This window comes from Streptomyces sp. NPDC051561 (assembly GCF_044454195.1).
GTDB lineage: Bacteria > Actinomycetota > Actinomycetes > Streptomycetales > Streptomycetaceae > Streptomyces.
In genome coordinates this window covers 101,544-125,554 of the sequence record NZ_JBITDM010000022.1, presented here as the reverse complement: position 1 = coordinate 125,554, position 24,011 = coordinate 101,544, and the positions used below count along the sequence as shown (strand labels likewise).

The 24,011-nt window shown below is 72.4% G+C and carries 15 protein-coding genes; 5 read left to right on the top strand and 10 right to left on the bottom strand.

What is annotated here, in order from left to right; genetic code table 11:
• Window positions 1-62 precede the first annotated feature (62 nt).
• The 5 genes from ACIA73_RS33940 to ACIA73_RS33920 all read right to left on the bottom strand — a co-directional run bounded on the left by ACIA73_RS33940 (window position 63) and on the right by ACIA73_RS33920 (window position 6,698).
• Window positions 63-2,258 carry a serine/threonine-protein kinase gene (locus ACIA73_RS33940; RefSeq protein WP_399442750.1) on the bottom strand — a complete coding sequence of 732 codons (2,196 nt, stop codon included), beginning with the start codon at window positions 2,256-2,258 and terminating at the stop codon, window positions 63-65.
• Window positions 2,218-3,378, bottom strand: a complete 1,161-nt coding sequence (locus ACIA73_RS33935; RefSeq protein ID WP_399442749.1) for a serine/threonine-protein kinase — start codon at window positions 3,376-3,378, stop codon at window positions 2,218-2,220. The genes ACIA73_RS33940 and ACIA73_RS33935 overlap by 41 nt, the downstream gene beginning before the upstream one ends.
• 42 nt (window positions 3,379-3,420) lie before the next feature.
• Window positions 3,421-4,782: a glycosyltransferase 87 family protein gene (locus tag ACIA73_RS33930; RefSeq protein WP_399442748.1), complete on the bottom strand. Its 1,362-nt coding sequence runs from the start codon at window positions 4,780-4,782 to the stop codon at window positions 3,421-3,423.
• Between the two features lie 151 nt (window positions 4,783-4,933).
• The gene (locus ACIA73_RS33925; RefSeq protein ID WP_399442772.1) at window positions 4,934-5,716 is read right to left on the bottom strand and encodes an ABC transporter ATP-binding protein; all 783 of its coding nucleotides are present in this window, start codon (window positions 5,714-5,716) and stop codon (window positions 4,934-4,936) included.
• A gap of 76 nt (window positions 5,717-5,792) precedes the next feature.
• The gene (locus ACIA73_RS33920; RefSeq protein ID WP_399442747.1) at window positions 5,793-6,698 is read right to left on the bottom strand and encodes an ABC transporter permease; all 906 of its coding nucleotides are present in this window, start codon (window positions 6,696-6,698) and stop codon (window positions 5,793-5,795) included.
• Between the two features lie 128 nt (window positions 6,699-6,826).
• Here ACIA73_RS33920 and ACIA73_RS33915 point away from each other — a divergent pair, with 128 nt between their 5' ends.
• Window positions 6,827-7,543: a TetR/AcrR family transcriptional regulator gene (locus ACIA73_RS33915; protein ID WP_399442746.1), complete on the top strand. Its 717-nt coding sequence runs from the start codon at window positions 6,827-6,829 to the stop codon at window positions 7,541-7,543.
• A gap of 102 nt (window positions 7,544-7,645) precedes the next feature.
• Here the strand turns inward: ACIA73_RS33915 and ACIA73_RS33910 are convergent, their stop codons facing one another.
• The 5 genes from ACIA73_RS33910 to ACIA73_RS33890 all read right to left on the bottom strand — a co-directional run bounded on the left by ACIA73_RS33910 (window position 7,646) and on the right by ACIA73_RS33890 (window position 17,987).
• Entirely contained in the window at window positions 7,646-10,261 is a 2,616-nt protein-coding gene (locus ACIA73_RS33910) for a CDP-glycerol glycerophosphotransferase family protein (RefSeq protein ID WP_399442745.1), read from the bottom strand.
• Between the two features lie 239 nt (window positions 10,262-10,500).
• Window positions 10,501-11,382, bottom strand: coding sequence for a carbohydrate ABC transporter permease (locus ACIA73_RS33905; protein WP_399442744.1), 882 nt, complete (start codon window positions 11,380-11,382; stop codon window positions 10,501-10,503).
• On the bottom strand, window positions 11,379-12,731 hold the full coding sequence (locus ACIA73_RS33900) for a carbohydrate ABC transporter permease (RefSeq protein ID WP_399442743.1): 1,353 nt from the start codon (window positions 12,729-12,731) through the stop codon (window positions 11,379-11,381). The genes ACIA73_RS33905 and ACIA73_RS33900 overlap by 4 nt, the downstream gene beginning before the upstream one ends.
• Before the next feature lie 4 nt (window positions 12,732-12,735).
• Window positions 12,736-14,160 (bottom strand): ABC transporter substrate-binding protein, encoded by a 1,425-nt coding sequence (locus ACIA73_RS33895; protein ID WP_399442742.1) that lies wholly within the window; start codon window positions 14,158-14,160, stop codon window positions 12,736-12,738.
• 200 nt (window positions 14,161-14,360) lie between these two features.
• Window positions 14,361-17,987: an FHA domain-containing protein gene (locus ACIA73_RS33890; protein WP_399442741.1), complete on the bottom strand. Its 3,627-nt coding sequence runs from the start codon at window positions 17,985-17,987 to the stop codon at window positions 14,361-14,363.
• Window positions 17,988-18,447: 460 nt separating this feature from the next.
• Between ACIA73_RS33890 and ACIA73_RS33885 the strand changes: the two genes are divergently transcribed.
• The 4 genes from ACIA73_RS33885 (at window position 18,448) to ACIA73_RS33870 (ending at window position 23,912) form a co-directional block, all read left to right on the top strand.
• Window positions 18,448-20,133: a protein kinase gene (locus ACIA73_RS33885; RefSeq protein WP_399442740.1), complete on the top strand. Its 1,686-nt coding sequence runs from the start codon at window positions 18,448-18,450 to the stop codon at window positions 20,131-20,133.
• 175 nt (window positions 20,134-20,308) lie between these two features.
• Window positions 20,309-21,559 carry a serine/threonine-protein kinase gene (locus tag ACIA73_RS33880; RefSeq protein WP_399442739.1) on the top strand — a complete coding sequence of 417 codons (1,251 nt, stop codon included), beginning with the start codon at window positions 20,309-20,311 and terminating at the stop codon, window positions 21,557-21,559.
• Between the two features lie 127 nt (window positions 21,560-21,686).
• Complete coding sequence (gene prfB, locus ACIA73_RS33875; RefSeq protein WP_399442738.1) at window positions 21,687-22,793, top strand: peptide chain release factor 2; 1,107 nt, start codon at window positions 21,687-21,689, stop codon at window positions 22,791-22,793.
• A gap of 342 nt (window positions 22,794-23,135) precedes the next feature.
• Window positions 23,136-23,912, top strand: a complete 777-nt coding sequence (locus tag ACIA73_RS33870; protein WP_399442737.1) for a hypothetical protein — start codon at window positions 23,136-23,138, stop codon at window positions 23,910-23,912.
• Window positions 23,913-24,011: the final 99 nt, after the last annotated feature.

The window sequence follows — 24,011 nt, the reverse complement described above, 5'->3', positions numbered from 1 at the left end:
GGCGCCCCTTCGGCGTATCGCAGGCGCCCGCGGAGGCGCTGGCGAAGACGACTACGGCACGACTACTGGCTGATCTTCCAGAGCGTCAGGTTCCCGACCACCGTCGGCACGTCCGAGGATTCACTGGCCGGCGTGATCGTGGTGATCTCGTACAGGGCGAGGTTGCCGTCCGTGGTGACCATGCACAGCCGGGTGCCCTTGGGCACCGAGCCGCGCTCGCCGAACTCCCGGGGGCCGATCGAATCGGGCAGCGCGTTGGTCTCGGCGCCGGTACGGCACTCCTTGGCGGTGACGCCCGCGCTCTTGCCCATCGTGGAGGCGAAGTCCCACTCCGAGTCCCGGACGGTCAGGTCCCGCACGTCGGATTCCATCGAGCCGGAGACGATGGTCTTCGGAAGGTCGAAGTCCACATCGGTGCTGGACAGCGAGTTCGGAGTGCGCAGCGTCAACGGCTTGTTCTTGAAGATCTCGGTGTACGTCGCGGTCTCCGGCGGCGCCGGGGTCGGCGTCCCGCCCTCGTCCGAGGCGGGTGCGTCGGGGGCGGGCGTGGTGGCGTCCTCGGAGGGGGTGGACTCCTGGGTGGCGCTGGGAGTGGAGGCGGGCTTGTCGCTCGCGGTGCTGCCCTTGTCCGCGTCCTTGTTGCCCATGAAGTACACGGCAGCACCGGCGCCCGCACCGATCGCCACCACCAGGGCGGCGGCGAGCAGGATCTTCTTCGCCTTCCCGGGCTTCTTCGCGGGGGCGGGCGTGGGGTGGGTGCCCGGCGCGGTCGGCTGGTGCGCCCCGGGGGCGAAGGTGGGAGTGCCCTGGGTGTACTGGTTTCCCTGAGGCCCCTGGTTCTCCTGGCTTCCCTGGGGCCCCTGGGTGTTCTGGTACGTCGGCGGATGGCCGACCGCTCCGAACTGGGCGGTCCGGTCGGTCTGCTGGGGCGGATGGCCCGGCATCTGGGTGGGAAGGGGCTGGGCGTACGGAGGCTGCGTGGGCGGGTGCGTGGGCGGGCCCTGCGGCGCCTGCGGGGGCTGCTGGGGTACGGGGGGCTGCTGGGCAGCCTGCGCCGCGTGGGCCGCGCTCTGCGCCGACTGCACGGACTGGGCGGCCTCCTGAGCCGCCCGAGCCGCTTGGGCGGCCTGCGCCGCCTGTGCTGTCTGCGCCTGCTGGGCCGCGTACTGAGCCGTCTGTTCCCTCCGTACGATCTCCTCGGTGACCGGCTCCGGCAGCCAGTCGGCGAACTCGCGCAGCGGGCGGCCCGCCAACTGCTCGCACAGCGGCATCAGTTCGGCCGGAGTGATGCGGTCCGCGGCGTCCGCCGTCAGGCAGCGTTCCAGGAGCGGGCGCAGGTTGTCCGGGTAGCCGCTGAGGTCCGGCGGCCGGTGGCCGGTGTTGGCGATCTGCGCGGCGACCGTGATGGCCCCGCCGTCACCGAACGGGTGGCGGCCGGTGGCGGCGACCGCCGCGATCAGCCCGAGCGAGAAGATGTCGCTGGCCGGGCCGACCTGCTCACCGAGCGCGTGCTCGGGCGACATGTACTGCGGGGTGCCGATCAGTCCGCCGCTCGCGGTGAGCTGGGTGGCGTCGGCGGCGCGCGCGATGCCGAAGTCGATGACGAAGGGGCCGCCCGAGCCGATCAGGATGTTCGACGGCTTGAGGTCGCGGTGCACCACCCCGGCGGCGTGGATCGAGGACAGCGCGAGCGCCGTGCAGCCGACCAGCTGGAAGACGGCCGCCTCGGGCAGCGGACCGAAGTGGCCGAGCACCTCGTGCAGGGCGAGCCCGGGCACGAAACTGCTGGCCAGCCACGGCTGCGTACCACTGGTGTCATGATCGACGACCGGCACGATGTGGTAGCCCTGCACCCGGCGGGCGGCCTGCACCTCCTGCTCGAAACGGCGCCGGAAGTCCGGGTTCTGGCCGTACTCGCGGCGGATGACCTTCAGGGCGACGGGCTGGTTGCCACGGGTGTGCGAGAGATAGACGGTGCCCATGCCGCCCTCGCCGATACGGGCGAGGAGGTGGTACCCGGCGGTCTCGCGCGGGTCCTCCGGCCCGAGCGGGCTGAGGATGTCGCCGACGGAGTTACTGATGGGGAGCCTCCCGGGTCGTGGAGCGGTGGGGACGAAAGTGGGGCCGCCACGCGGCGGGCGCGAGTACGGCCACAGGTACGAGCGCGGGTGCGGGCACGGGGTGCGCGTGCGTGGCGAAAGCTGAGGAAGGGGCAGGTCAGGGGGTACGTCGGACCCGGCGCGACCACTCGTCCGCATGGGGATCCCGCATGGTCATCGGCACCGTCGGCGGCAGCGCGGGCAGACCGGGTGCGAGGCGCGGGCCCGGCGCGGTCACCGTCGGCGCGTCCGCGAGGGCCGCCCTGCGGTCGGGCGACACGGCGGCCTCCCTCTCCCGTACGTCGGCGGCCACCGGCGCGGGCAGCCACTCCTTGAAGTCCCGTACGTCGTGCCCGGCCGCCGTACGGCAGCTTTCGGCCACTTCGGCGGCGGACGGGCGGTCCGCGGCAGCGGCGGCCAGGCACCGGCGCACGATCTCGCGCAGCGGCTCCGGAACGGCGCCCAGGTCCGGGGGCTCACGGTCGGTGCCGGCGATCCTGGCGGCGACGGCGAGACCGTGACCGCGCCCGTACGGGTGCTCCCCGGTGGCCGCGAGCGCGCCGATCAGGCCAAGGGCGAACACATCGGCGGCGGGCGTCAGCCGGCGGCCCAGGGCGTGCTCCGGGGACATGTACTTCGGGGTGCCGACCAGGCGTCCCACCGTGGTGAGGGTGAGCGCACCCGCGGCGCGCGCGATGCCGAAGTCGAGCATCCAGGGGCCGTCGGAGGCCAGCAGCAGATTGCCCGGCTTGACGTCCCGGTGGATGACTCCGGCGCTGTGGATCGCGTCGAGGGCGCGGGCGGCGCAGCACAGCAGTTGCAGCACGGTCGCGGTGGGCAGCGGTCCGTAGGCGTCGAGGGCGTCGTCCAGTGGGATGCCGGGGACGAAACGGGTGGCCAGCCAGGGGGACCTACTCGCGCCCTGCCCGGACGTACTCCCGTCGTGGCCGGACGTACTCCCGCCCCGGACGGCGGGGTTGCCGCTGTCGTGGTCCACGACCGGCACGATGTGATAGCCGTGCACCTGGCGCGACACCGTCACCTCGCGGGCGAACCGCTGCCGGAACTCCGCGCTGTCGGCGTACTCCCGGCGGATCAGCTTGAGGGCGACGGGCTGGTTGCCCCGGGTGCGGGTCAGGAAGACGGTGCCCATGCCGCCCTCGCCGATCCGCGCCTCCAGGGCGTAACCGGCGATCTCGCGCGGGTCGTCCGCGCGCAGTGGCCTCAGTGCTGTGCCGCCGGTCGCCCGTCCGGCGGTTCCGCGCTCCGCGTTCCGCATGGCAATTCCCCCTGCTGCCCCCGTGGTTCGGCGGAGGGGAGCCTACCGTGTGCCGCGCGTGGCCACCGAGGAGACCCAGAGGCGGCGGCAGGACAGCACCGCTGCGGTCAGAAGGAGTCCATTGCGGACGAGCATGAGCAGGAAGCCGTACCAGGTGCCGGCGGTCACCTGTCCGTACGCCAGAGGGTAGGCGAGGGTACTGACAACGGCGGCCGCCAACAGCAGCCGGACCACCTGGCGTTGGGTCGTCGCCCGCACGCTCGCGCACACGGCGGACAGCCCGATCAGCCACACCATGTACTGCGGACTGATGACCCGGCTGGTGACCACGAACAGCAGCACCGCACACAGCGCGGCGTCGCACACCGTCGCCGCGTTCCAACTCCGCGCCCGCACCCGCCAGATCAGTAGCCAGCAGAAGGCGAGGCCGGTCAGCAGCAGCGAGGCGGTGGCGAGGGCCGGCACGTGGGGCCCCACGAACTCCATCGCGCCGTAACGGTATTCGACCTGGTACGCCCCGGGGTCCGGCAGCTCCAGCAGCCGGGCCAGCGACAGCAGGGTGCCGCCAATGGACTCGATCTGGACGCCCCGGTTCCCCTGCTGGCGCAGAAAGTCGAAGGTGTGCGAGAAGGCCAGTGCCAGAACTCCCAGGAGGACGACGGCGCTGGTGAGCGCCGAGGTCCAGGCGGCTCTGGTGGTACGCCCCCGGGGCGTGCCCAGCAGCGCCAGCACGGGCCACACCTTCACCAGGGCGCCGACCGCGGCCAGGGCGCCACCGAGCGCGGCGGTGCGGCCGGGGCGGCGGCTGGTGCGGGCGGCCAGCAGGGCGAGGAGGGAGAGGACGGAGAGTGCGGTGACCTGGACGTCGTAACGGACCAGCGGGACATGCATCAGGACGGGCAGCCCGCCGACCCAGACCCAGGCGCCGGCCCGGCTTCGGGCGGTGCTGGCGGATTCCGTGCGGCCGGTGGACTCCGTGCGGCCGGTGGTTTCTGTGGTGCCGGTGGTTTCGCGGCCCGCTCTGGTCAGGGCGCAGGCGACGAGGGCGTCGACCAGCAGGGTCAGGACCACGAACGCCTGGAAATAGCTGAGGCCGGGGAGCAGGGCGGGGGAGAGGATGACCAGCGCGGCGCCCGGCGGGTACTGCCACATCACGTCGTCCAGCGGGAATACGCCGGTGACCAGCTGCTCGTACCAGTGGAAGTAGATCCGGTGCACCTCCCCGTTGATCTCGTCCCCGATCTGCCCGAAGAAGTCGCTCACCAGGGCGACTTGGAGGAGCCGGGTGACGCACCAGACGGCGGCCAGGGCGACGGCGGGGCGTCCGAGCAGGGGGCGGCGAGGGGGCCCGGGGGCCGGGGAGGCGGCGGCCGGGGTGCTGGGGGCGAGGTGCGGGGGCGTCATCGCCGGGATCTTAAGTCGTCGATGCGGTGCATTACGTCAACACCGGGTTTACGGGCGGGGGCCGGCAGTCCCTCTCCGGGGGCCGGCGGGCTCTGTCCGGGGGCCGCGAGCTCCGTCCGGGGGCCGGCGAGCTCTCCCCGCGGCCCGCCGCCTAACCGCGTGCGCCCGACGCGGCCTCGTACGCCGCCACCACCTCCTCGGCCGGTCCGTCCATCCGCAGCGTTCCCGACTCCAGCCACAGCGCCCGGTCACAGGTCTCGGTGATGGTCCGGTGGTGGTGGCTGACCAGGAACACGGTGCCCGCCTCCGCACGCAGCTCGGCGATCCGCTCACGGCTGCGGCGCTGGAAACTCGCGTCACCGGTCGAGAGCGCCTCGTCGATCAGCAGCACCTCGTGCGACTTGGCGGCGGCGATGGCGAACTTGAGGCGGGCGGCCATGCCCGAGGAGTACGTCCGCATGGGGAGCGAGACGAAGTCGCCCTTGTCGTTGATGCCGGAGAAGTCGACGATGCCGTCGTAGCGCTCCCGGATCTCTTCGCGGGACATGCCCATGGCGAGGGCGCCGAGGACGACGTTGCGTTCGCCCGTCAGGTCGTTGAGCAGGGCGGCGTTCACACCGAGCAGCGAGGGCTGGCCCCGGGTGAAGACGCGGCCCCGGTCGGCGGGGAGGAGCCCCGCGATCGCCTTGAGCAGGGTTGACTTGCCGGATCCGTTGGAGCCGATCAGGCCGATCGCCTCGCCCTTGCGCGCGACGAAGCTGACGCCCCTGACGGCGTGCACCTCGCGCACCGAGGGCGACGGAGCCCGGGAGGCGATCCGGCGCAGCGCCGCGACGGCGCCGCCCCGGCCGGAACCCGCGGTATGCACCCGGTAGGTGAGGTGGAGGTCGTCGACGACGACGGTGGGGGCTTCGGCCGGCCGGGTGCTCCGCACGGTGCGGTGCCTCTGCCCGGTGTCGTGCCTCGGCTCGCCGGTCCGCTCCGCCTGCGGCGTCCTCGTCAGCTGCTGCTCAGCCACGTCCGTACCTCTCCTCCGCCTGCCAGAAGTGAATGAGTCCGCCGATGCCCGCGACCAGTGCCCAGCCGAGTGCCAGCGCCCAGACGTGCGGCGGCAGAGAGGCCGTGCCGTAGCTGTCGATCAGGGCGTACCGCATCAGCCCGATGTAGACGGCCATCGGATTGCACTCCAGGAGCAGCCGTACGCCGTCGGGGACGGTGCCTGCCTTCAGGAGGTGGGCCATGCTCCACATCACCCCGGACGCGTACATCCACGTCCGCAGCAGGAACGGCAGCAGCTGCGCCAGGTCGGGAGTGCGTGCCGTCAGCCGGGCCAGCACCAGTGCGAGACCGGTGCTGAAGACCGCCTGGAGGGCGAGCGCGGGCGCCGCCAACAGCCAGGACGGCCGCGGTACTTGACCGCAGCAGACCAGTACCACCGCGAGCACCCCGAGCGAGATCAGCAGCTGCTGGAGCTGGAGCAGCGCGTACGACACCGGAAGCGAGGCCCGTGGGAAGTGCAGCGCGCGCACCAGGCCGAGGTTGCCGCTGACCGAGCGGGCCCCGGTGGTCAGCGTGGTCTGCGTGAACGACCAGACGAAGACGCCGGTGACCAGGAAGGGGATGTAGTCGGCGACGCCCGCCCTGGTGTTCATCAGCACGCCGAAGATGAAGTAGTAGACGGCCGCGTTCAGCAGTGGCGTCAGCACCTGCCAGAGCTGGCCCAGCTTGGCCTCGCTGTACTGCGAGGTCAGCCGGGCGGTCGCGAAGGCGCTGATGAAGTGCCGACGGGACCAGAGCTGCCGGAGGTAGTCGGGGAGCGTGGGGCGCGCGCCGCTGAGGGTGAGGCCGTGCTGGACGGCGTAGGCGCTCAGGTCGGGCGGGAGGGAGGCGCGGCCGCTCATGGGGAGGCTGCTCATACGGAGGCTGCTTTCGCCGGGGTACGGACGTCTCGACGTCGGGACGGGACCGTATCGTCGTAGCGTCGACAGTAGGGCGTACCGACGTCGAAACGCAACCGTTCCGTCCTGGCGCTAGGATTCCGGGCATGGCCACCGACCCCGCGCCCGCCGCCGATCCCGCGGTCTCCACGGACCCCGTTCCCGGGGCCGCACCCGCCACGGACCCCGCTTCCGCAGCCGCACTCGCCGCCGACCCCGCTCCCGGGGCCGCCAAGCGCGCCCCCGCCGGTGCCGCCGTGCTCCGTGAGGACGTCACCGAGGCCATTCGCAGCGCCGTCTTCGCCGAGCTGGCGGCCGTCGGCTACGCCCGGATGTCCATCGAGGGGATCGCCCGCCGGGCCGGCGTCGGCAAGACGGCCGTCTACCGCCGCTGGCGCTCCAAGCTGCACCTGGTGCTCGACCTGGTCTCCGCCTTCGCCGCCGACGGGCTGCCCGCGCCCGCGACCGGCTCGCTGCGCGGCGACGTGCGCACCCTCCTCGAAGTGCTGCTGCACGCCCTGCGGCACCCCGTCGCCTCCCAGGTCGTCCCCGATCTGCTGGTCGAGGCGGTACGCAACCCCGAGCTGGCCGGCGCCATCCGGGCCGCCCTGCTCGACCCGCAGCACGGGGTCGCGGCCCAGGTCGTACGGGAGGCCGTCGCCCGTGGTGAGCTGCCCGAGGGGTCCGACCCGGAGCGCGCCCTGGACCTGGTCGTCGGGCCGCTGTACTGGCGGCTGGTGGTCGTGCGCACCGAGCCGCCCGCCGGGTACGGGGCCTACCTGGACGACCTTGCGGACTCGGCGGTCGCGGCGCTCACCGCTTGAGCTGACCGCTTGAGCTGACCGCTTGAGCTCACCGCTTGAGCTCGGCGCGGAGAGGGTACGGAGAGGGGCCCGGCGGACGTTCCGCCGGGCCCCTCTCGGTGTTCAGCGAAGTTCGGCCGGAAGCAGCTCGCTCGCCGCATCGTTCGCCGCGCCGGACTCCGTCTGTGCCGAGTTGCGCCCACTCTGCTGTGCGTCCTGCTGGGAGGGCAGCAAGGACGAGGCGGGGCCGTCGCCGGGGGCCGGGGCGGGGGTGCGGTCCTCCAGTGGTACGGGGCGGGCGAGGCTCTCGGTCTGGCCGAGGAAGACCCGGCGCACCACGCGCTCGGCCGCGTGCCCGTCGTCGTACGGGCAGAACCGCGCCCGGAACGCGGCGCGCAGCTGCGCCGAGCGGGAGCCGCGCCAGTGGCCGGTGCGGAAGATGTCGATCAGCTCGTCGTCGTTGCGGGCGATCGCGCCGGGCGGGAACTCGCGGATGTCGAAGTAGCTGCCGCGGGCCGCCTCGTAGGCCTCCCAGTCGTCGATGTGCAGCACGATCGGGCGGTCCAGGTTGGCGTAGTCGAACATCAGCGACGAGTAGTCGGTGATCAGGGCGTCGGAGGCCAGACAGAGTGACTCGATCGAGTGATATTCGCTGACATCCACGATGCGTGCGCTGCTGTGGGAACTGGCGTGGTGCAGCGGTCCGTTGGCGAAGTAGTGGGCACGGGTGAGGAGCACGTGCCGGGGCCCGAGGGACCGGGCGATGCGTTCGAGGTCGAGCGTGAGGCGCTGGGTCCGGCGGTAGTCGCGGTGCGTCGGAGCGTAGAGGACGGCGGTGAAGCCTTCGGGAATGTTCAGCGACTCACGGATGCGGGCGACGTCGTCTGCAGTGGCGGTCTGGAAGACGTCGTTGCGCGGATAGCCGGTCTCCAGGGTGGTGTACGGGGAGGGGTAGGCCCGCCCCCAGACGAGGGAGGAGTGGCGGTTGGAGGACAGCAGGTAGTCCCACTTGTCGGTGTTCGCGAGCAGCCGGTCGAAGTCCATGGTCGCGGCGGGGCGTTCCCGGAGGTCGAGGCCCATCGACTTCAGCGGAGTGCCGTGCTGGGTCTGGAGCAGGACCTGGCCGGGGCGCTTGACGAGCCGGTGGTCGAAGTTGACGTTGTTCACCAGGTACTTGGCGCGGGCCAGCGCGCTCCAGTACGCGGCCGAACCGGGGCGCAGCCTGCGCGTTCCGGTGGGGACCGTGTGCAGGTGGGCGGGGGAGGCGATCCAGGACGTCCGGACATGCGGGGCGAGTTCGCGGACCTTGGCCTCGATGGCCGCCGGGTTGCAGGAGTAGCCCCGGTTCCAGTACGCGGCGAACACGGCCTGGTCCTCGCGGACAGGCAGTCGCAGCTGGATGCGGTAGTGCAGCCGCAGGGCCGTGGCGCGGACGGTGCGCAGCGCGGACCCGGTGCGGCCGGTGGTGGTGCGGCGCAGGTTCTGGGCCAGGGCCAGGGCGCGGTACGTGCGGTGGCTGCCCAGGCGGACGAGGGCGTGCCGCAGGCGGGTGCGGAGCGAGGGGGCGCCGATGCGGGGGAGGGCGGGGGTGAGCGGGGTGCCCAGGGCGCCCAGTGCGGGGGAGTTGGCGGCGGCGATGCGCAGGGCTTCGGCGTCGGCCGCGGCGGCGTCGGAGATCCCGGCGTCGGAGCTGGAGGTGGCGGAGGAGGCGGAGGTGGCGGAGGTGCCGGTGGAGCTGGAGGTGGCGGCGTCGGGCGTGCCGGCGTCGGGGGTGGCGGCCCGGCGGGCGGCCGCGTTGCGGGCCGCGGCGCTGCGGGCGGCGATTCCGCGGGGGCGGGGCGCGGGGCGCGGGGTGGTGGCGTCCACGACGCGGTAGCGACGGCAGTGGGCGCGGGCCCGGCGGAAGAACTCGGCGCGCCTGCCGCGGGGCAGCCGGCCGGGCTTGGTGAGGACGGTGCCGAAGTGGTCGAGCATCCGGCGGTAGATCACCGGACGCCAGCCGGCCAGTGCGGGGCGGGAGTCGAGGAAGGCGAAGACCCGGTCGTACTGGTCGAACAGGTCGAAGTGCTGATCGGAGGTGGTGGAGGGGATGTTGCCCTGGCGGCGCTGGCGGTAGTGGACGCAGACCTCGTCGAGGGTGGTGAGGGACCCCGCCGACATCAGGACCGGGTACGTCCAGGGAGTGTCCTCGTAGTGGCCGGCCGGGAAGGTGAAGCCCTGGCGCTCCACGAACTCCCTGCTGTACGCCTTGTTCCAGGCGACCATCAGGACCCGGAGCAGTCCGGGGCGGTCGGCGAGGGTGAAGGACGCGGGGCCCTGCTCGTGCAGTTCGCCGCAGAACTGGTTGCGGACGGACTCGCCGTTCCAGAACGTACGGGCGTAGTCGAAGACCAGGACGTCCGGGGAGTCGGACTCCTTCAGCCGGTCGGAGATCGCCTGGAGGGCGCCGGGAACCAGGGTGTCGTCGCTGTCCAGGAAGAGCAGGTAGTCGCCCCGGGCGCACTCCATGCCCAGGTTGCGGGCGTTGCCCGGGCCGCCGTTCTGTGCCAGGTGCAGCGGGCGTACGCGCGGGTCGCGGGCGGCGTACTCGTCAATGAGGTCGCCGCAGGCGTCCGGCGAGCAGTCGTCCACCGCGATCAGTTCGAAGTCGTCGAAGGACTGGGTCAACACCGAGTCCAGGCACTCCTCCAGGTACTCCTGGACCTGGAAAGCGGGCACGATCACGCTGAACCGGGGCACGGCACATCCATGGGGTCGTCGCGGGCAGTGACGGCCCCGGTCGCACTCGGGAGGGGGCTCCCGGCGCGCGGGCGGGCCGTATGCCCGGCAACGGCGCACCGGGCGGACGGGTTACGCGGGATGCGGCATACGGGGGAAGTCCGTCAAGGGGGCTACCCGAAAGGGTGGTTCGCCCCCGGGGAGGTGAACCACCCTTTCCTGCGACCGAGTTGACAACGGCGCCGCGCCCTGTTGACGGGTTACTTCACCGCGCCCGCCATCACGCCCGACACGAACTGCTTCTGGAACGCGAAGAACACGATCAGCGGGATCACCATCGAGACGAAGGCTCCCGGCGCCAGCACATCGATGTTGTTGCCGAACTGCCGGACCTGCTGCTGCAACGCCACGGTGATCGGCGGGTTGGTGGCGTCCGCGAAGATCAGCGCGATCAGCATGTCGTTCCACACCCACAGGAACTGGAAGATGCCCAGCGAGGCGATCGCGGGCCCGCCCAGCGGCATGACCACCCGGGTGAACAGCCGGATCTCGCCGGCCCCGTCCAGCCGTGCCGCCTCCAGGAGTTCGCGCGGGATCTCCGCGAAGAAGTTCCGCAGCAGGAAGATCGCGAAGGGCAGCCCGAACGCGACGTGGAAGAGCACCACGCCGAAGGTCGTCTCGAAGATGCCGACGACGCCGAACAGCTTCGCCACCGGCACGAGTGCCACCTGCACCGGCACCACCAGCAGCCCCACGACCAGGATGAACAGCCAGTCCCTGCCCGGGAATTCCATCCACGCGAAGGCATAACCGGCCAGCGAGCCGATCACCACCACCAGCACCGTGGCGGGCACGGTGATCAGCGTGGTGCTGAGCAGCGAGTCCAGCACGGTCTCGTTCTGGAGGATCGTCGAGTAGTTCTTCAGGGTCAGCTCGGCGGGAGCGGTGAAGACCTTCCACCACCCGCTCGACGCGATGTCCGAGGAGTCGCGCAGCGAGGAGATCAGCAGCCCGATCGTCGGCATCAGCCAGAACAGCCCGACCAGGATCAGAAAGACCCTCATCACACCGCCGCCGAGAGCGGCCGCGATCCGCGCGGGCAGGGACCGCTTCGCCCTGACGGCATCACCGGTCAGTGTCATCGGCCCTGCTCCTTCCGCATGCGACGGATGTTGAAGAGCATCACCGGGATCACCAGAAGCAGCAGGAACACCGCGATCGCACTGCCGATGCCCAGGTCCGCGTCGTCACCGAACGACGACTGGTAGAGCTGGAGCGCCAGTACGTTCGCGTCGTCCAGGGAGTCGCCCGGCGCGATGATGAACACCAGGTCGAAGATCTTCAGCACATTGATCATCAGCGTGACCAGGACGACCGCGAGCACCGGTGCGAGCAGCGGCACGGTGATCCGGCGGAACACCTGCCACTCGTTCGCCCCGTCGACCCGGGCCGCCTCCAGGAGTTCCCTGGGCAGACTCGCCAGCCCCGCCGCGATCAGCACCATCGCGAACCCGGCCCACATCCAGACGTAACTCCCGATGATGGCGGGGGTCACCACACTGGGACCCAGCCAGTTGACGCCGTTGTACTGCTCGCGGAAGTTGCCCGCGGGCAGCCGGAGTTCGGCGCCGTCGGCCTTCGCCGACAACGAGAAGGAACCGTCGGCGGCAGCCTCCGTGGAGTCCACCACCTTGCCGTCCTTCACCGCCTCGATCTTGATGCCCTTGAGGCCCGACTCCTTGGGATCGATGGAGTTCGGCTTGCCGCCACCGCCCTTGGTGAAGTCCAGCCACGCCGTGCCGGTGACCTTCCCGGGGTCGGTGGCCGGAGCCTTCGCGCGCTGCGCGTCCTTGGGCATCTGGGCCGGCGCGACGCCGATCAGCGGCAGATTCACCTGCCGGCCCACCTCGACCGGCTGCTTGGTGACGTACGCCCCGCCGTCCGCCTTCTTCAGCGGATGCACCGGCAGCGGGCGGGCCTTCGGGAAGCCCGACGACTCGGCGAAGGTGTCGTGCACGCCCACCCACACCGCGTTGGCGACGCCCCGGTCCGGATCCTGCTCGTACACCAGCCGGAAGATGATGCCCGAGGCGAGCATCGAGATCGCCATCGGCATGAAGACCACCAGCTTGAACGCCGTGCCCCAGCGCACCCGCTCGGTGAGCACCGCGAAGATCAGACCCAGCGCGGTGGCGACCGTCGGGGCGACCACCACCCAGATCAGATTGTTCTTTATCGCGGTCAGGATGGTGTCGCTGGTGAAGAGGCTGACGTAGTTGTCGAAGCCGGCGAAACCGGAACCCGACTTGTCGAAGAAGCTGCGGTAGACCGAGAACCCGATCGGGTAGACCACGAGCGCGCCCAGCAGCACCAGCGCGGGCAGCAGGAAGCCGACCGCGATGGCTTTGCGTGTGCCTGTCACACTCTTGCGTTTGTCCGGGGTGGCGGGGGGCGGCGTCACGCGCGCCGCGCCCCCGGTGGCTTCAGTCACGGCGTCAGTTCTTGTACGCCGCGGCCGCTTCGGTCTCCAGCTTCTGCTGGGTGCCCGCGATGTCCTTCGGGTTCCGCAGGAAGTCCTGGAGGATCTTCCACTCGCCCTTGCCGGGCGTACCGCCGAAGGACTGCGGTGCCTGGTCCGACATGTCGAAGCGGAACTCGTCGCCCGCCCCGATCAACGCCTTGGCGATGTCGCGCAGGGTGTCGTTGGGGTACGCCGACATGTCCACGGACTTGTTCGGCGAGATGAAGCCGCCCGCACCGGCCGAGATCCTCGCGGCGTCGGTGGAGGCCAGGTAGGTCATCAGCGCCTTGGTCGCTTTGGTGTCCTTCAGCGCCACCGCGACGTCGCCGCCGGTCACCACCGGGGACTTGTCGCCGACCGCCGGGAAGGGGAACACCTTGGCGTCGGTGCCCAGCTTGGCCTTCGCCTGCTCGATGTTGACGGCCACGAAGTCACCCTCGAAGACCATCGCACCCTTGGGCGCGTCACCGCCGGTGAAGGTCTGCTCCACGGACTTGGGGAACGGGGTGCCCACCGCGCCCTTCTGCCCGCCCACCAGGTAGTTGGCGTTCCCGAAGAGCTGACCCAGGGTGGTCAGCGCGCTCTTCACGGACGGGTCCGTCCATTTGATCTCGTGCTTGGCGAGCTGGTCGTACTTCTCCGGGCCCGCCTGCGAGAGATAGATGTTCTCGAACCAGTCGGTGAGCGTCCAGCCGTCCGAACCGCCGACCGAGACCGGGGTGACACCCGACTGCGAGATGGTCTCCGCGGTCGCCAGGAAGTCCTTCCAGGTCTTCGGCTCGCTCGCCCCGGCGTTCTCGAAGGCCTTGACGTTGTACCAGACCAGCGACTTGTTGGCGGCCTTGTAGTACACCCCGTACTGGGTGCCGCCGACGGCCGCGATGTCCTTCCAGCCCTGGGTGTAGTTCTTGTCCAGCTGGGCCTGGGTGTCGGGGTCGAGCGGCTTCAGCCACTTCTTCTCGACGGCCTGCTTGAGTGCGCCCGGCTGCTGGAGCAGGGCCACGTCCGGCGGCGTACCGCCGGAGATCTTGGAGCCGAGGTACGTGAGCATGGCGTCCTGGGTCGGGACGTAACTCACCGTCGCCCCGGTGCGCTTCTCGAACTCCTTGAGCACCTTCTTGAAGTTCTCGCCCTCGGCGCCCGTCCACACCGCTATGACCTGAAGCTTCTCGCCGTCCAGCTTGGGGAGCTTCAGCGTCCCGGTGGACGGCTGACTGGCGCCGGACCCGGCGGACTTGCCGCCCTCGGGCTCCTTCTTGTCGTTGTTGCCGCAGCCGGTGAGCGCGAGCGCGCCCACCGCGGCGACGGCTATCAGGGCACGAGGGCCCTGTCCGGCCGTCCGGCCGCCACCCCTGCTCGAACGGCTGGATTTGCTCCGCTGGTGAAGAGTTGTGCGCATCACTGCCCCGTCTCTCCCGTGCGCGTACGGACCGGCCACGACCGCCGCTTTTTACTGACCCGTTTACTTACCGTGGGTCAGTCCTACGCCCGGCGGTGGTGGCCCGCAATAGTGCCTTCGCTGTCAACTCGCCATTCGTAATGGCCTCGTGACGTCGAATCAGCTCATGTCCGCATGTGCGGTGCTGGGGAGCGGTCGGTTCAGCGCACCTCCAGCGGAGTGCCCAGTGAGTCCAGAGGTACGGCGTTGACGGTGCGGGCGGCCCGCTCCAGGGCGCTGGCCAGCAGTGCGAGGTCGGTCGGCCCGTTGCCCAGCTCGCGGACCGGGCGGCGGGTCGACGGGTCGCCCATCCGCTCCCACTCCAGCGGGACGACGGTCGGCCGCTGGGTGGCCGTACGAGGAATACGTCCGGTGACCCGGCCGCCCTGGAACGGGGTCACCGAGCCGTCCGGACGCAGCAGCCTGCCCCGGCCGGGGGCGGGCTCCTCCGGTGCGGGCGCGGCGGGCGGAGGATCCAGCACCACCCGCAACAGCCTTTCCCCCTTCGCGAGTTCGGTCCCGGCCGTCCGGTCGGGGCGTGCGGTGGATGCCACCAGGTGCACCCCGAGCCGCTCCCCGTGCCGGGCCACCGCCTCCAGCGCCCGTACGACGGAACCCGCCGAGGGCCGCCCGGGGCTGCCGAGTGCCGGAGCCACCAGGGCGTCCAGATCGTCGACCAGCACCACCAGCCGGGGCAGCGGGGAAGGCCCGCTCCCGGCCTGTGCGGCGGCCTGCCGCTCCCGCTCCCGGGTGGCGGCGGGCCGCAGCCGCAGGGTGCCGGTGCCGGGGGCCTCCACATCGGCGCGGGTGTCGCTGTGGACGCTGGTGCGGGTGTCGGTCCGGGCCGCCGCGCGGGAGTCGGTACGGGAGTCGCCCCGGGCAGCCGGGACGCCGAGGCCCGCGCCGGTGCGGGAGCCCGCGTCGCCACCGGGTCGGGACGCGCTCGAATCCACCCCGCCGACAGGGGAGTTGGTGCTGCGGCTGCCCGGGATGTCGGCCCGGTGGGAGTCCGGGGACGGGGCGTGGCGCTGGGCCACCAGGCGGTCGGCGACCTCCTCGAAGGCGTCGGCGGCGGGCCCGGAGTGCCAGTGGGCGAAGTCGGCGCCGCCCAGGAGTTCGTCGCGGCGCTTGAGCTCCGCGCCCAGGGCTTGCGCGAACTCGCGCATCCGGACCGGGTCGGAGGCTACCAAGTGGGTGGAGACGTGCGGGAGTTCGGTGCAGGCGCGCAGGCCTTCGCCGCGCTCGCCGCCCGCCCCGTCGAGCAGGATCAGGCCGAGCCGGTCCGGCCGGGCCGCCGCGGACAGCGAGGCGGCCGCCGAACGCAGCATCTCGGTGCGACCGCTGCCCGCCGGGCCCTCGATCAGCAGATGCGGGCCGTCGGTCGCCAGATCCGCGCAGACCGGGCCGCGCGGACCGGCCCCGAGCACCGCCCACGCGCGGGTCGCGCCGGGCGCCTGCTCGTCGTCGGCGGCAGCGGCCCAGCGCGCCATCAGGGACGCGGGGGTCGCCCTGGCCAGGCCCAGCTCGTCGAGCAGCCGGGAGACCGGGGGAAGCGCCGCGGCCGACAGCCGTCCCGGCCTGCCCCCCGACGGTGTACCGCCGCCGGAACCGACCGTGTCCGCCGCGTCCGTACGCAGCGGGGCCAGCGCCCGCGCGAACCGCTCGGCCCACGCGCCGGACACCGCGTCCACCGAGGCGAGGGTGCCGTGCCCGGCGCTCCGGCCGCCCGCGGTGCGCAGCACCCGTACCGCGGTGGCCACATCACCGCTGAGCAGCGCCGCCGCCCCGCACTCGCGGAACGCGGGCGCCGTCGCACAGGCCGCGCCGTAGGTCGTGTCGACCGGGGAGAGGGGGGAGGCGGCGGCGGTCTCCGCCAGACAGAGCAGGTGGATGCCGTGCGTCGCACCGTGGGCCGCGAGCCGGGCGGTCGCCTCGCGCAGGCCCGCCGAGCCCGGGTCGCCGTCCACGATCACCACGGTGCGCGGGGCGTCCGCCTCCATGGGGCCTTCCTCGGTACGCCGTACCAGCTCGGCCACCCTTGAGGCCGCCTGGTCCCGGTCGTAGGCGAGCAGCAGCCGGCAGTCCTGGCCGTGCGCCGGACGCAGATGCGGCAGCCAGCCCAGCCAGCCCCACTCCGCGGTGCGTTCCTCCACCGAACGCACCCGGTCCGCGCTGATCAGGACGATCTCCAGATCGGTGGGGGAGTGCAGGGCGGCCAGCTGCGCCACCACGAAGCGGGCCAGTCCGACCAGCCGGGCGCGAGGGCCCGCGAGACCCAGCGAACCCGCTTCCCGCAGCCCCACCGTCACCGGCACCGCGGGCAGCAGCCCATGACCGCCGGGCGCCGACCGGTCGGCCGTGCCGAGACGGAGCACCAGGGACTCGGGGTGCGCGGGCCCGCGCTCCCACAGCCGGGGGCCGGGCTGGAGCGCGGTGAGCAGCAGCGTCGCCGCGTCGGGCCAGGCGTCGGGGGCGGCGTCCCGCGAGGGGGCGGCGCCGGTGTCGGGAGTGCCGGCGGTCTCGGGCCGTGCACCGGTGGTGCTGAGGGGGAGGCTGGTGCTCACGCCGTGCGGGGGCGTCGCAGGGGCGCCCTCGTCCGCGTAGTCGTGGGTGCTCTCGCCGCGGCCTCCGGCGAGGCGTCGTGCCCAGCCCCCTATGCCGCCGCGCCGCCGGGGTTCCTCGCGCCGCGCGGCCGGAGGGCCGGACGCCGCGTCGGGCCCCGAACCGGGAGTGCCGGAGGGGTCGCCCCGGCCGCCGGGGTCGATGACCCGGCCCGCCCCGTGCGTGCGGTGGTCCGCCCCGGCGAAGGGGCTCTGCCCGCCGGGCGCCGGGGGCGCCGGGGACTGCCGGGCCTCCGGGACATACCCGGCGGCGGCGCCGTGCGCACCGGAACCCGCGCCCTCGTGGGAGGACCCGCCGACGGCGTACCCCTCGCCGGAAGGTGCGGACCCCTGTGCGGGCACCGTCCGGTAACTCCCTTGCGGAGCATCGCCGTTACCGGCGGTGCGCCCGCTCACCCGGTGGTGCGGCGCACTGCCGCCGTACCGTCCGGAAGGAGCGGCAGGGGCAGCAGCGCCGCCCGGGGCCGCCGTCCGGGCCACCCGCAGATGCCCCTCGCCGTCCGGAGCGGTGGCCAGCGCCGACTCGTGCGCGGCCGGGTACGCCAGGCGCAGGGCGGACTCGCCGAGGCGCAGGAGTGCGCCCGGGGCCAGTCGTACGTCCCGGGGGCCGACGTCCGAGCCGTCCAGGGTGGTGCCGTTGGTGGAGCCGAGGTCGGCGACGGTGACCCGGCCGTCCTCGGTGAGCGTGACGGTGCAGTGCAGCCGGGACACGTCGGGGTCGTCCAGGGGTACGTCCGCGTCGGCGGAGCGGCCGATCCGGATCTGCCCGCCGTGCAGCAGATGGACACCGCCGGCGTCGGGGCCCGCGACCACCTGGAGCCTGGCCCGGGCCGACAGCTCGGGGGCCTCCTCGTCCGCCGGGAACTGGAGGGAGAGCACCGCTCCGTCCACCAGCGGGGGCTCGCCCAGCGCGCAGCGTTGCGCGTCGAGGCGCTCGCGCCCGGCGTACACCACGACCGCCCCGGTGGTTTCGGGGCCCGAGCCCTGTACGGCGGCGGCCAGCGCCGAGGCGACCGCGGCCAGCGCGGTGCCGGCGGGCGCGGTGACGAGCACGTCACAGGAGGCGGGGGCGGCGGGAGCAGCCGGGGCGCCCGCCGCCGGGGCAGGCGGCGTCGCCCCTCTGCTCTGGCCGCCGCGCGGCGCGAGGACGGTCAGCCGGATCTGCATCGCGTCAGCGGTCCCTTCTGCGCGAGACACCCGGCGGAGGGGCCGAGGAGGAGGCCGTACCGCCCGCCGCCCCCGCGAAGTCCCCCACCCGGCACCGACGCGTCGTCCGGTACAGGTCGGCACCCACCCCGGGGCGGCCGAGGAACGAACCCGCCCTCGCCTACCCCATAGGTCTGTGCTGATGGCATCCTCGCACCTGCCACTGACAACCCGCCCGCCGCCCATCACCAAGTGATCTTGAATGGTCGGCTCTGGACGTAAAAGTGCCTGCTTGGGACAGAGTCCGGCCATCGTGACCCACCCCGCACGCACGTCCGGCAACCATCCGTACGAACGCGGCGTCTTCCCCCGGAAGCGCGTCCGGCCTGTGCCCCGTTCGGCGGCACTACAGTTGGGCAACCGGAACTTGCCGAAGAAACACCGATCAGGGTCTGACACCGACCAGCAGGGAGTGCATGACGTGCGGCCGGTAGGCAGTAAGTACCTGCTTGAGCAGCCGCTCGGGCGCGGGGCCACGGGCACCGTCTGGCGGGCCCGCCAGCGGGAGACCGCGGGAGCCGAGGCGGCCGTCGCGGGCCAGCCGGGCGAGACCGTCGCGATCAAGGTCCTCAAGGAGGAGCTCGCGAACGACGCGGACGTGGTGATGCGCTTCCTGCGCGAACGCTCCGTGCTCCTGCGGCTGACCCACCCCAACATCGTGCGCACCCGCGACCTGGTGGTCGAGGGCGATCTCCTCGCCCTGGTGATGGATCTGATCGACGGCCCCGACCTGCACCGTTACATCCGCGACAACGGTCCCTTCACCCCGGTCGCCGCCTCCCTGCTCACCGCGCAGATCGCCGACGCGCTCGCCGCCAGCCACGCGGACGGCGTCGTCCACCGCGACCTCAAGCCCGCGAACGTACTCCTCGACGAGCGCGACGGCGCGATGAAGCCGATGCTCACCGACTTCGGCATCGCCCGCCTCGCCGACTCCCCGGGCCTCACCCGCACCCACGAATTCGTCGGTACGCCGGCCTATGTCGCGCCGGAATCCGCCGAGGGCCGCCCGCAGACCTCCGCCGTCGACATCTACGGCGCGGGCATCCTGCTGTACGAACTGGTCACCGGCAGGCCCCCGTTCGCCGGCGGCACGGCGCTCGAAGTGCTGCACCGGCACCTCAGCGAGGAGCCGCGCCGCCCCACCACCATCCCCGAACCGCTCTGGACGGTCATCGAGCGCTGCCTGCGCAAGGACCCCGACCAGCGCCCCAGCGCCGAGAACCTGGCCCGCGCCCTGCGCACGGTCTCCGCCGGCATCGGCGTGCACTCCTCGTCCGCGCAGGTCGAGGCGGCCATGGGCGTCGGCGCGCTGCTCGCGCCCGACCCGTCGCCCGCCCCGGTCCCCGACACCCCGGGCGCGGCCGACCCCACCCAGGTGCTGCCCAGCAACGCCGGTTCCTACGACCCCAACGGCGCGACCAGCGTGCTGCCCTCCGGCGGACACGGGCCGGGAGGCGGTGGCCCGCACGGCGCCGCCGACCCCACCGCCGTCATGCCGCCGGTTCCGCCGCGCCCCGCCGGGACGCCCACGGGCTCGCCCTCGGGCCCCGGCCCCGAGGACCCGCACCCCTGGCAGAACCAGCTGCGGGCCGCCCGCGACCGCAACGAGCAGACCCAGGTGCAGTACCTGGACCCCAGCCAGGACCCGCTCCGCCGCCGCCCGCAGCGCCAGCAGCAACAACAGCAGCCCCAGCGGCAGCAACAACAGCAGCAGCCCCAGCGCCAGCAGCAGCGACGCCAGCCGCCCCCGCCGCAGCAACAGCAGTACGCCCCCCAGCATCACCAGCCCCAGGCGCCGCCCCCGCAGCAGCGGTACTCACCCCCGGCGCCCCAGCAGCCCCAGCCGCCCGCCCCGCGCGAGCCCAGGCCGCCCCGCGAGCCGCGCCGCCGGAGCGCCAACCCGATGCGGATCCCCGGCCTCGGGTGTCTCAAGGGCTGCCTGTTCACCCTCGTCCTGCTGTTCGTGGCGGGCTGGCTGATCTGGGAGCTGACCCCGCTCCAGGAGTGGGTCGGCACCACCAAGGGCTTCTTCGACCAGATCGGCACCTGGATCTCCGACATCTCGGACTTCATCGGCAGCCTGGGCGGCGACTCTAAGCCGTAGCCGCGCGGACCCCGGGACCGGTCATCGCATAGACATGTCGACTTCCAGGGGTGGAATCCAGAGGGATTTCGCCCCTGGAAGTACGGAATGGGGCCGCGCACGGGTCATCCTGGGCACTCAACGCCTCGTCGGCGGCGTACTTTGAGGGCCGACGCCAGCCGCTGAGGGAGCAGTCTTGGCACGGAAAATCGGCAGCCGGTACACCGCCCACCAGATCCTGGGGCGCGGCAGCGCGGGCACGGTGTGGCTGGGCGAGGGACCCGAGGGCCCCGTCGCCATCAAGCTGCTGCGCGAGGACCTCGCCTCCGACCAGGATCTGGTCGGCCGCTTCGTCCAGGAGCGCACCGCCCTGCTCAAGCTCGACCACCCCAACGTCGTCTCCGTCCACGACCTCGTCGTCGACGGCAACGACCTCGCCCTCGTCATGGACCTGGTCCGGGGGACCGACCTGCGCACCCGCCTGGACCGCGAGCGCAGGCTCGCCCCCGAGGCCGCGGTCGCCATCGCCATCGACATCGCGGACGGGCTCGCGGCGGCGCACGCCGCGCAGATCGTGCACCGCGACGTCAAGCCGGAGAACGTCCTCCTGGACATGCAGGGCCCGCTCGGTCCCGGCGGCGCACACCCGGCCCTCCTCACCGACTTCGGCGTCGCCAAGCTGATCGACACCCCGCGCCGGACCAAGGCGACCAAGATCATCGGTACGCCGGACTATCTGGCCCCGGAGATCGTCGAGGGGCTCCCGCCGCGCGCCGCCGTCGACATCTACGCGCTGGCGACGCTGCTGTACGAGCTGCTGGCGGGCTTCACCCCCTTCGGCGGCGGGCACCCCGGGGCCGTACTGCGGCGCCATGTCACCGAGACCGTCGTCCCTCTTCCGGGCATCCCCGAAGAGCTGTGGCAGCTGATAGTGCAATGCCTCGCCAAAGCCCCTGCCTCCCGGCTGCGCGCCTCCGAACTGGCGGCCGGGCTGCGCGAGCAGCTGCCGTCGCTGGCCGGAATGCCGCCGCTGGACGTGGACGAGCCGGACGCCGAGGACGGGGTCGCCGAGGACTCCGTACCGTACGAGACCGAGGCAGGGCAGGGGGCCGAGCCCGCGCGGCCACGGCGCGGAGCGGTGCCCCTGGTGCCCGGCTCCACCGCCGACTCCAACCGGGACACCCATACGTCGATGAGGGTGCCCGCACCTGACGAGCTGGCCGGCGGCCCGCTGGGGACGGCACGGGTGCCGCGCACCCCGGGCGACCGTCGCCCCGGCTCCGCCCGCCACAAGTCCGAGGTGCGCAAGCGCCGGCTGATCATGACCACCGCCGGGGTGGCCCTGCTGGCCGCGCTGGGCGTCGGCGGCTGGCTCTTCGCCACTTCCACCGACGAGAACCCACCCCCCTCCCCGGACACCACCCAGTCAGCACCGGCCCAGCCGTAGGCGGATTCCCCGACCCCGCCCGCCGCCGGGCGACCCCCGTCCCGTCGGCGCGGGCGAGCGCCCCCCCGCCCCCCCCGAAAAGGCCTCCCGGACCAGCCCCCACCCCATACCGGTTACGCTGGTGCACGTGGCAGTCGTCGATGTATCCGAAGAGCTCAAGTCCCTCTCCTCGACCATGGGGTCGATCGAGGCCGTCCTGGACCTCGACAAGATGAGGGCCGACATCGCCGTGCTCGAAGAGCAGGCCGCGGCGCCGTCCCTGTGGGACGATCCGGACGCCGCTCAGAAGATCACCAGCAAGCTCTCGCACCTCCAGGCCGAGCTCCGCAAGACCGAGGCGCTCCGCGGCCGGATCGACGACGTCGCGGTGATGTTCGAGCTGGCCGAGGACGAGGCCGACGCGGACGCCCTCGCCGAGGCGGAGACCGAGCTGGTCTCGGTCCGCAAGGCGCTGGACGAGATGGAGGTCCGCACCCTCCTCTCCGGCGAGTACGACGAGCGCGAAGCGCTGGTCAACATCCGCGCCGAGGCCGGAGGCGTCGACGCCTCCGACTTCGCCGAGCGCCTGCAGCGGATGTACCTGCGCTGGGCCGAGCGGCACAACTACTCCACCGAGGTCTACGAGACGTCGTACGCCGAAGAGGCCGGCATCAAGTCGACCACCTTCGTCGTCAAGGCGCCGTACGCCTACGGCACCCTCTCCGTCGAGCAGGGCACCCACCGCCTGGTGCGCATCTCCCCGTTCGACAACCAGGGACGCCGCCAGACCTCCTTCGCGGGCGTCGAGGTCCTCCCGGTGGTCGAGAAGACCGACCACATCGAGATCGACGAGTCCGAGCTGCGTGTGGATGTCTACCGCGCCTCGGGCCCCGGCGGCCAGGGCGTCAACACCACCGACTCCGCGGTCCGCCTGACGCACATCGCGACCGGCATCGTCGTCTCCTGCCAGAACGAGCGCTCCCAGATCCAGAACAAGGCGAGCGCCATGAACGTCCTCCAGGCCAAGCTTCTGGAGCGCCGCCGTCAGGAGGAGCAGGCCGCGATGGACGCCCTCAAGGGCGACGGCGGAAACTCCTGGGGCAACCAGATGCGGTCCTACGTCCTGCACCCGTACCAGATGGTCAAGGACCTCCGTACGGAGTTCGAGGTCGGCAACCCGCAGGCGGTCCTCGACGGTGAGATCGACGGCTTCCTGGAGGCCGGGATCCGCTGGCGCAAGCAGCAGGAGAAGTAGCTTCTCCGGTACGTCGACGAGGAGCGCCGGGGCCCCGAGGGGTCCCGGCGCTCCCGCGTTCCGGAACCTCGGCCCGGATATGTCACAGGGCTGTGCACATCGGACGGGCAAGTGACTGTAAATCAGGCATCGCGGTCGGAACGACCTTGACGTAATTCTTAGGGCTGGGGGAGTCTGGCGGTCAGCATGCGTATGTCTGGGGCGGGTGTGAACGGGGGCGAGCGGGCGGCCTCTTGAGGGGCGGTCCCGTGAACTGACATCCCCGCCAAGGCCGTTGCCCCTGCATAGCTGCTCCATCGACGAGATTTCGAAGAGCGCTCAGCTACTGGGGGTAGCAACCAGATGACCAACAAGATGCGAGTCCGCGTCGCGCGGATAGCCGCCGGCGCGGTGATCGCCGCCGGTGCGTCGCTGACCGCAGCGGGCGTGGCCCAGGCGGTCGGCCCCGACCAGGGTGCCGGTGTGCAGCTCGACGCGGGTGCCGTGAAGATCAACGCCGGCGTCGACGCGGCGGACCCGGGCACTCCGGACAAGGACAAGCCGGCCGACCCGGCCGATCCCGCGGACCCGGCGGACCCCGCCGACCCTGCGGACCCGGCTGACCCCGCCGATCCTGCGGACCCGGCCGACCCGGCCGACCCCGCAGACCCGGCCGACCCCGCCGATCCTGCGGACCCCGCAGACCCGACGGATCCTGCCGACCCGACGGACCCCGCAGACCCGACGGATCCTGCCGACCCGACGGATCCCACGGACCCTGCCGACCCGACGGATCCCACGGACCCGGCGGACCCGAGCGACCCGAAGCCGCCGACGGACAAGCCCAAGCCGCCGCCGACCGACAAGCCCAAGCCGCCGCCCACCGACGACCCGACCACCCCGGGTGGCACCACCGGTGGCAACGACAACACCGGTCAGTCCGGTGGCACCGGTGACAACACCGACGTCGACAGCATCGCCAACCGGCCGGTCGAGCAGGCCAAGCCCAAGGACGAGCTTGCGGCGACCGGCGCGGGTGACACCACGCTGCTGCTGGCGGGTGCGGCGACCATGATCGCGGGCGGGGTGGCCTTCCGCTTCCTGCCGCGACTGGGTGGCAGCGGGCGCAACACGGCCTGACGGCCGCAGAGCCCGTCGTACACACGGACAGGCCGTGGAGCCCGTCCTGGGCCCTGGGCTTAAGACAGCCGCAGAGCCCGTCCCACGTGCGACAAAGGG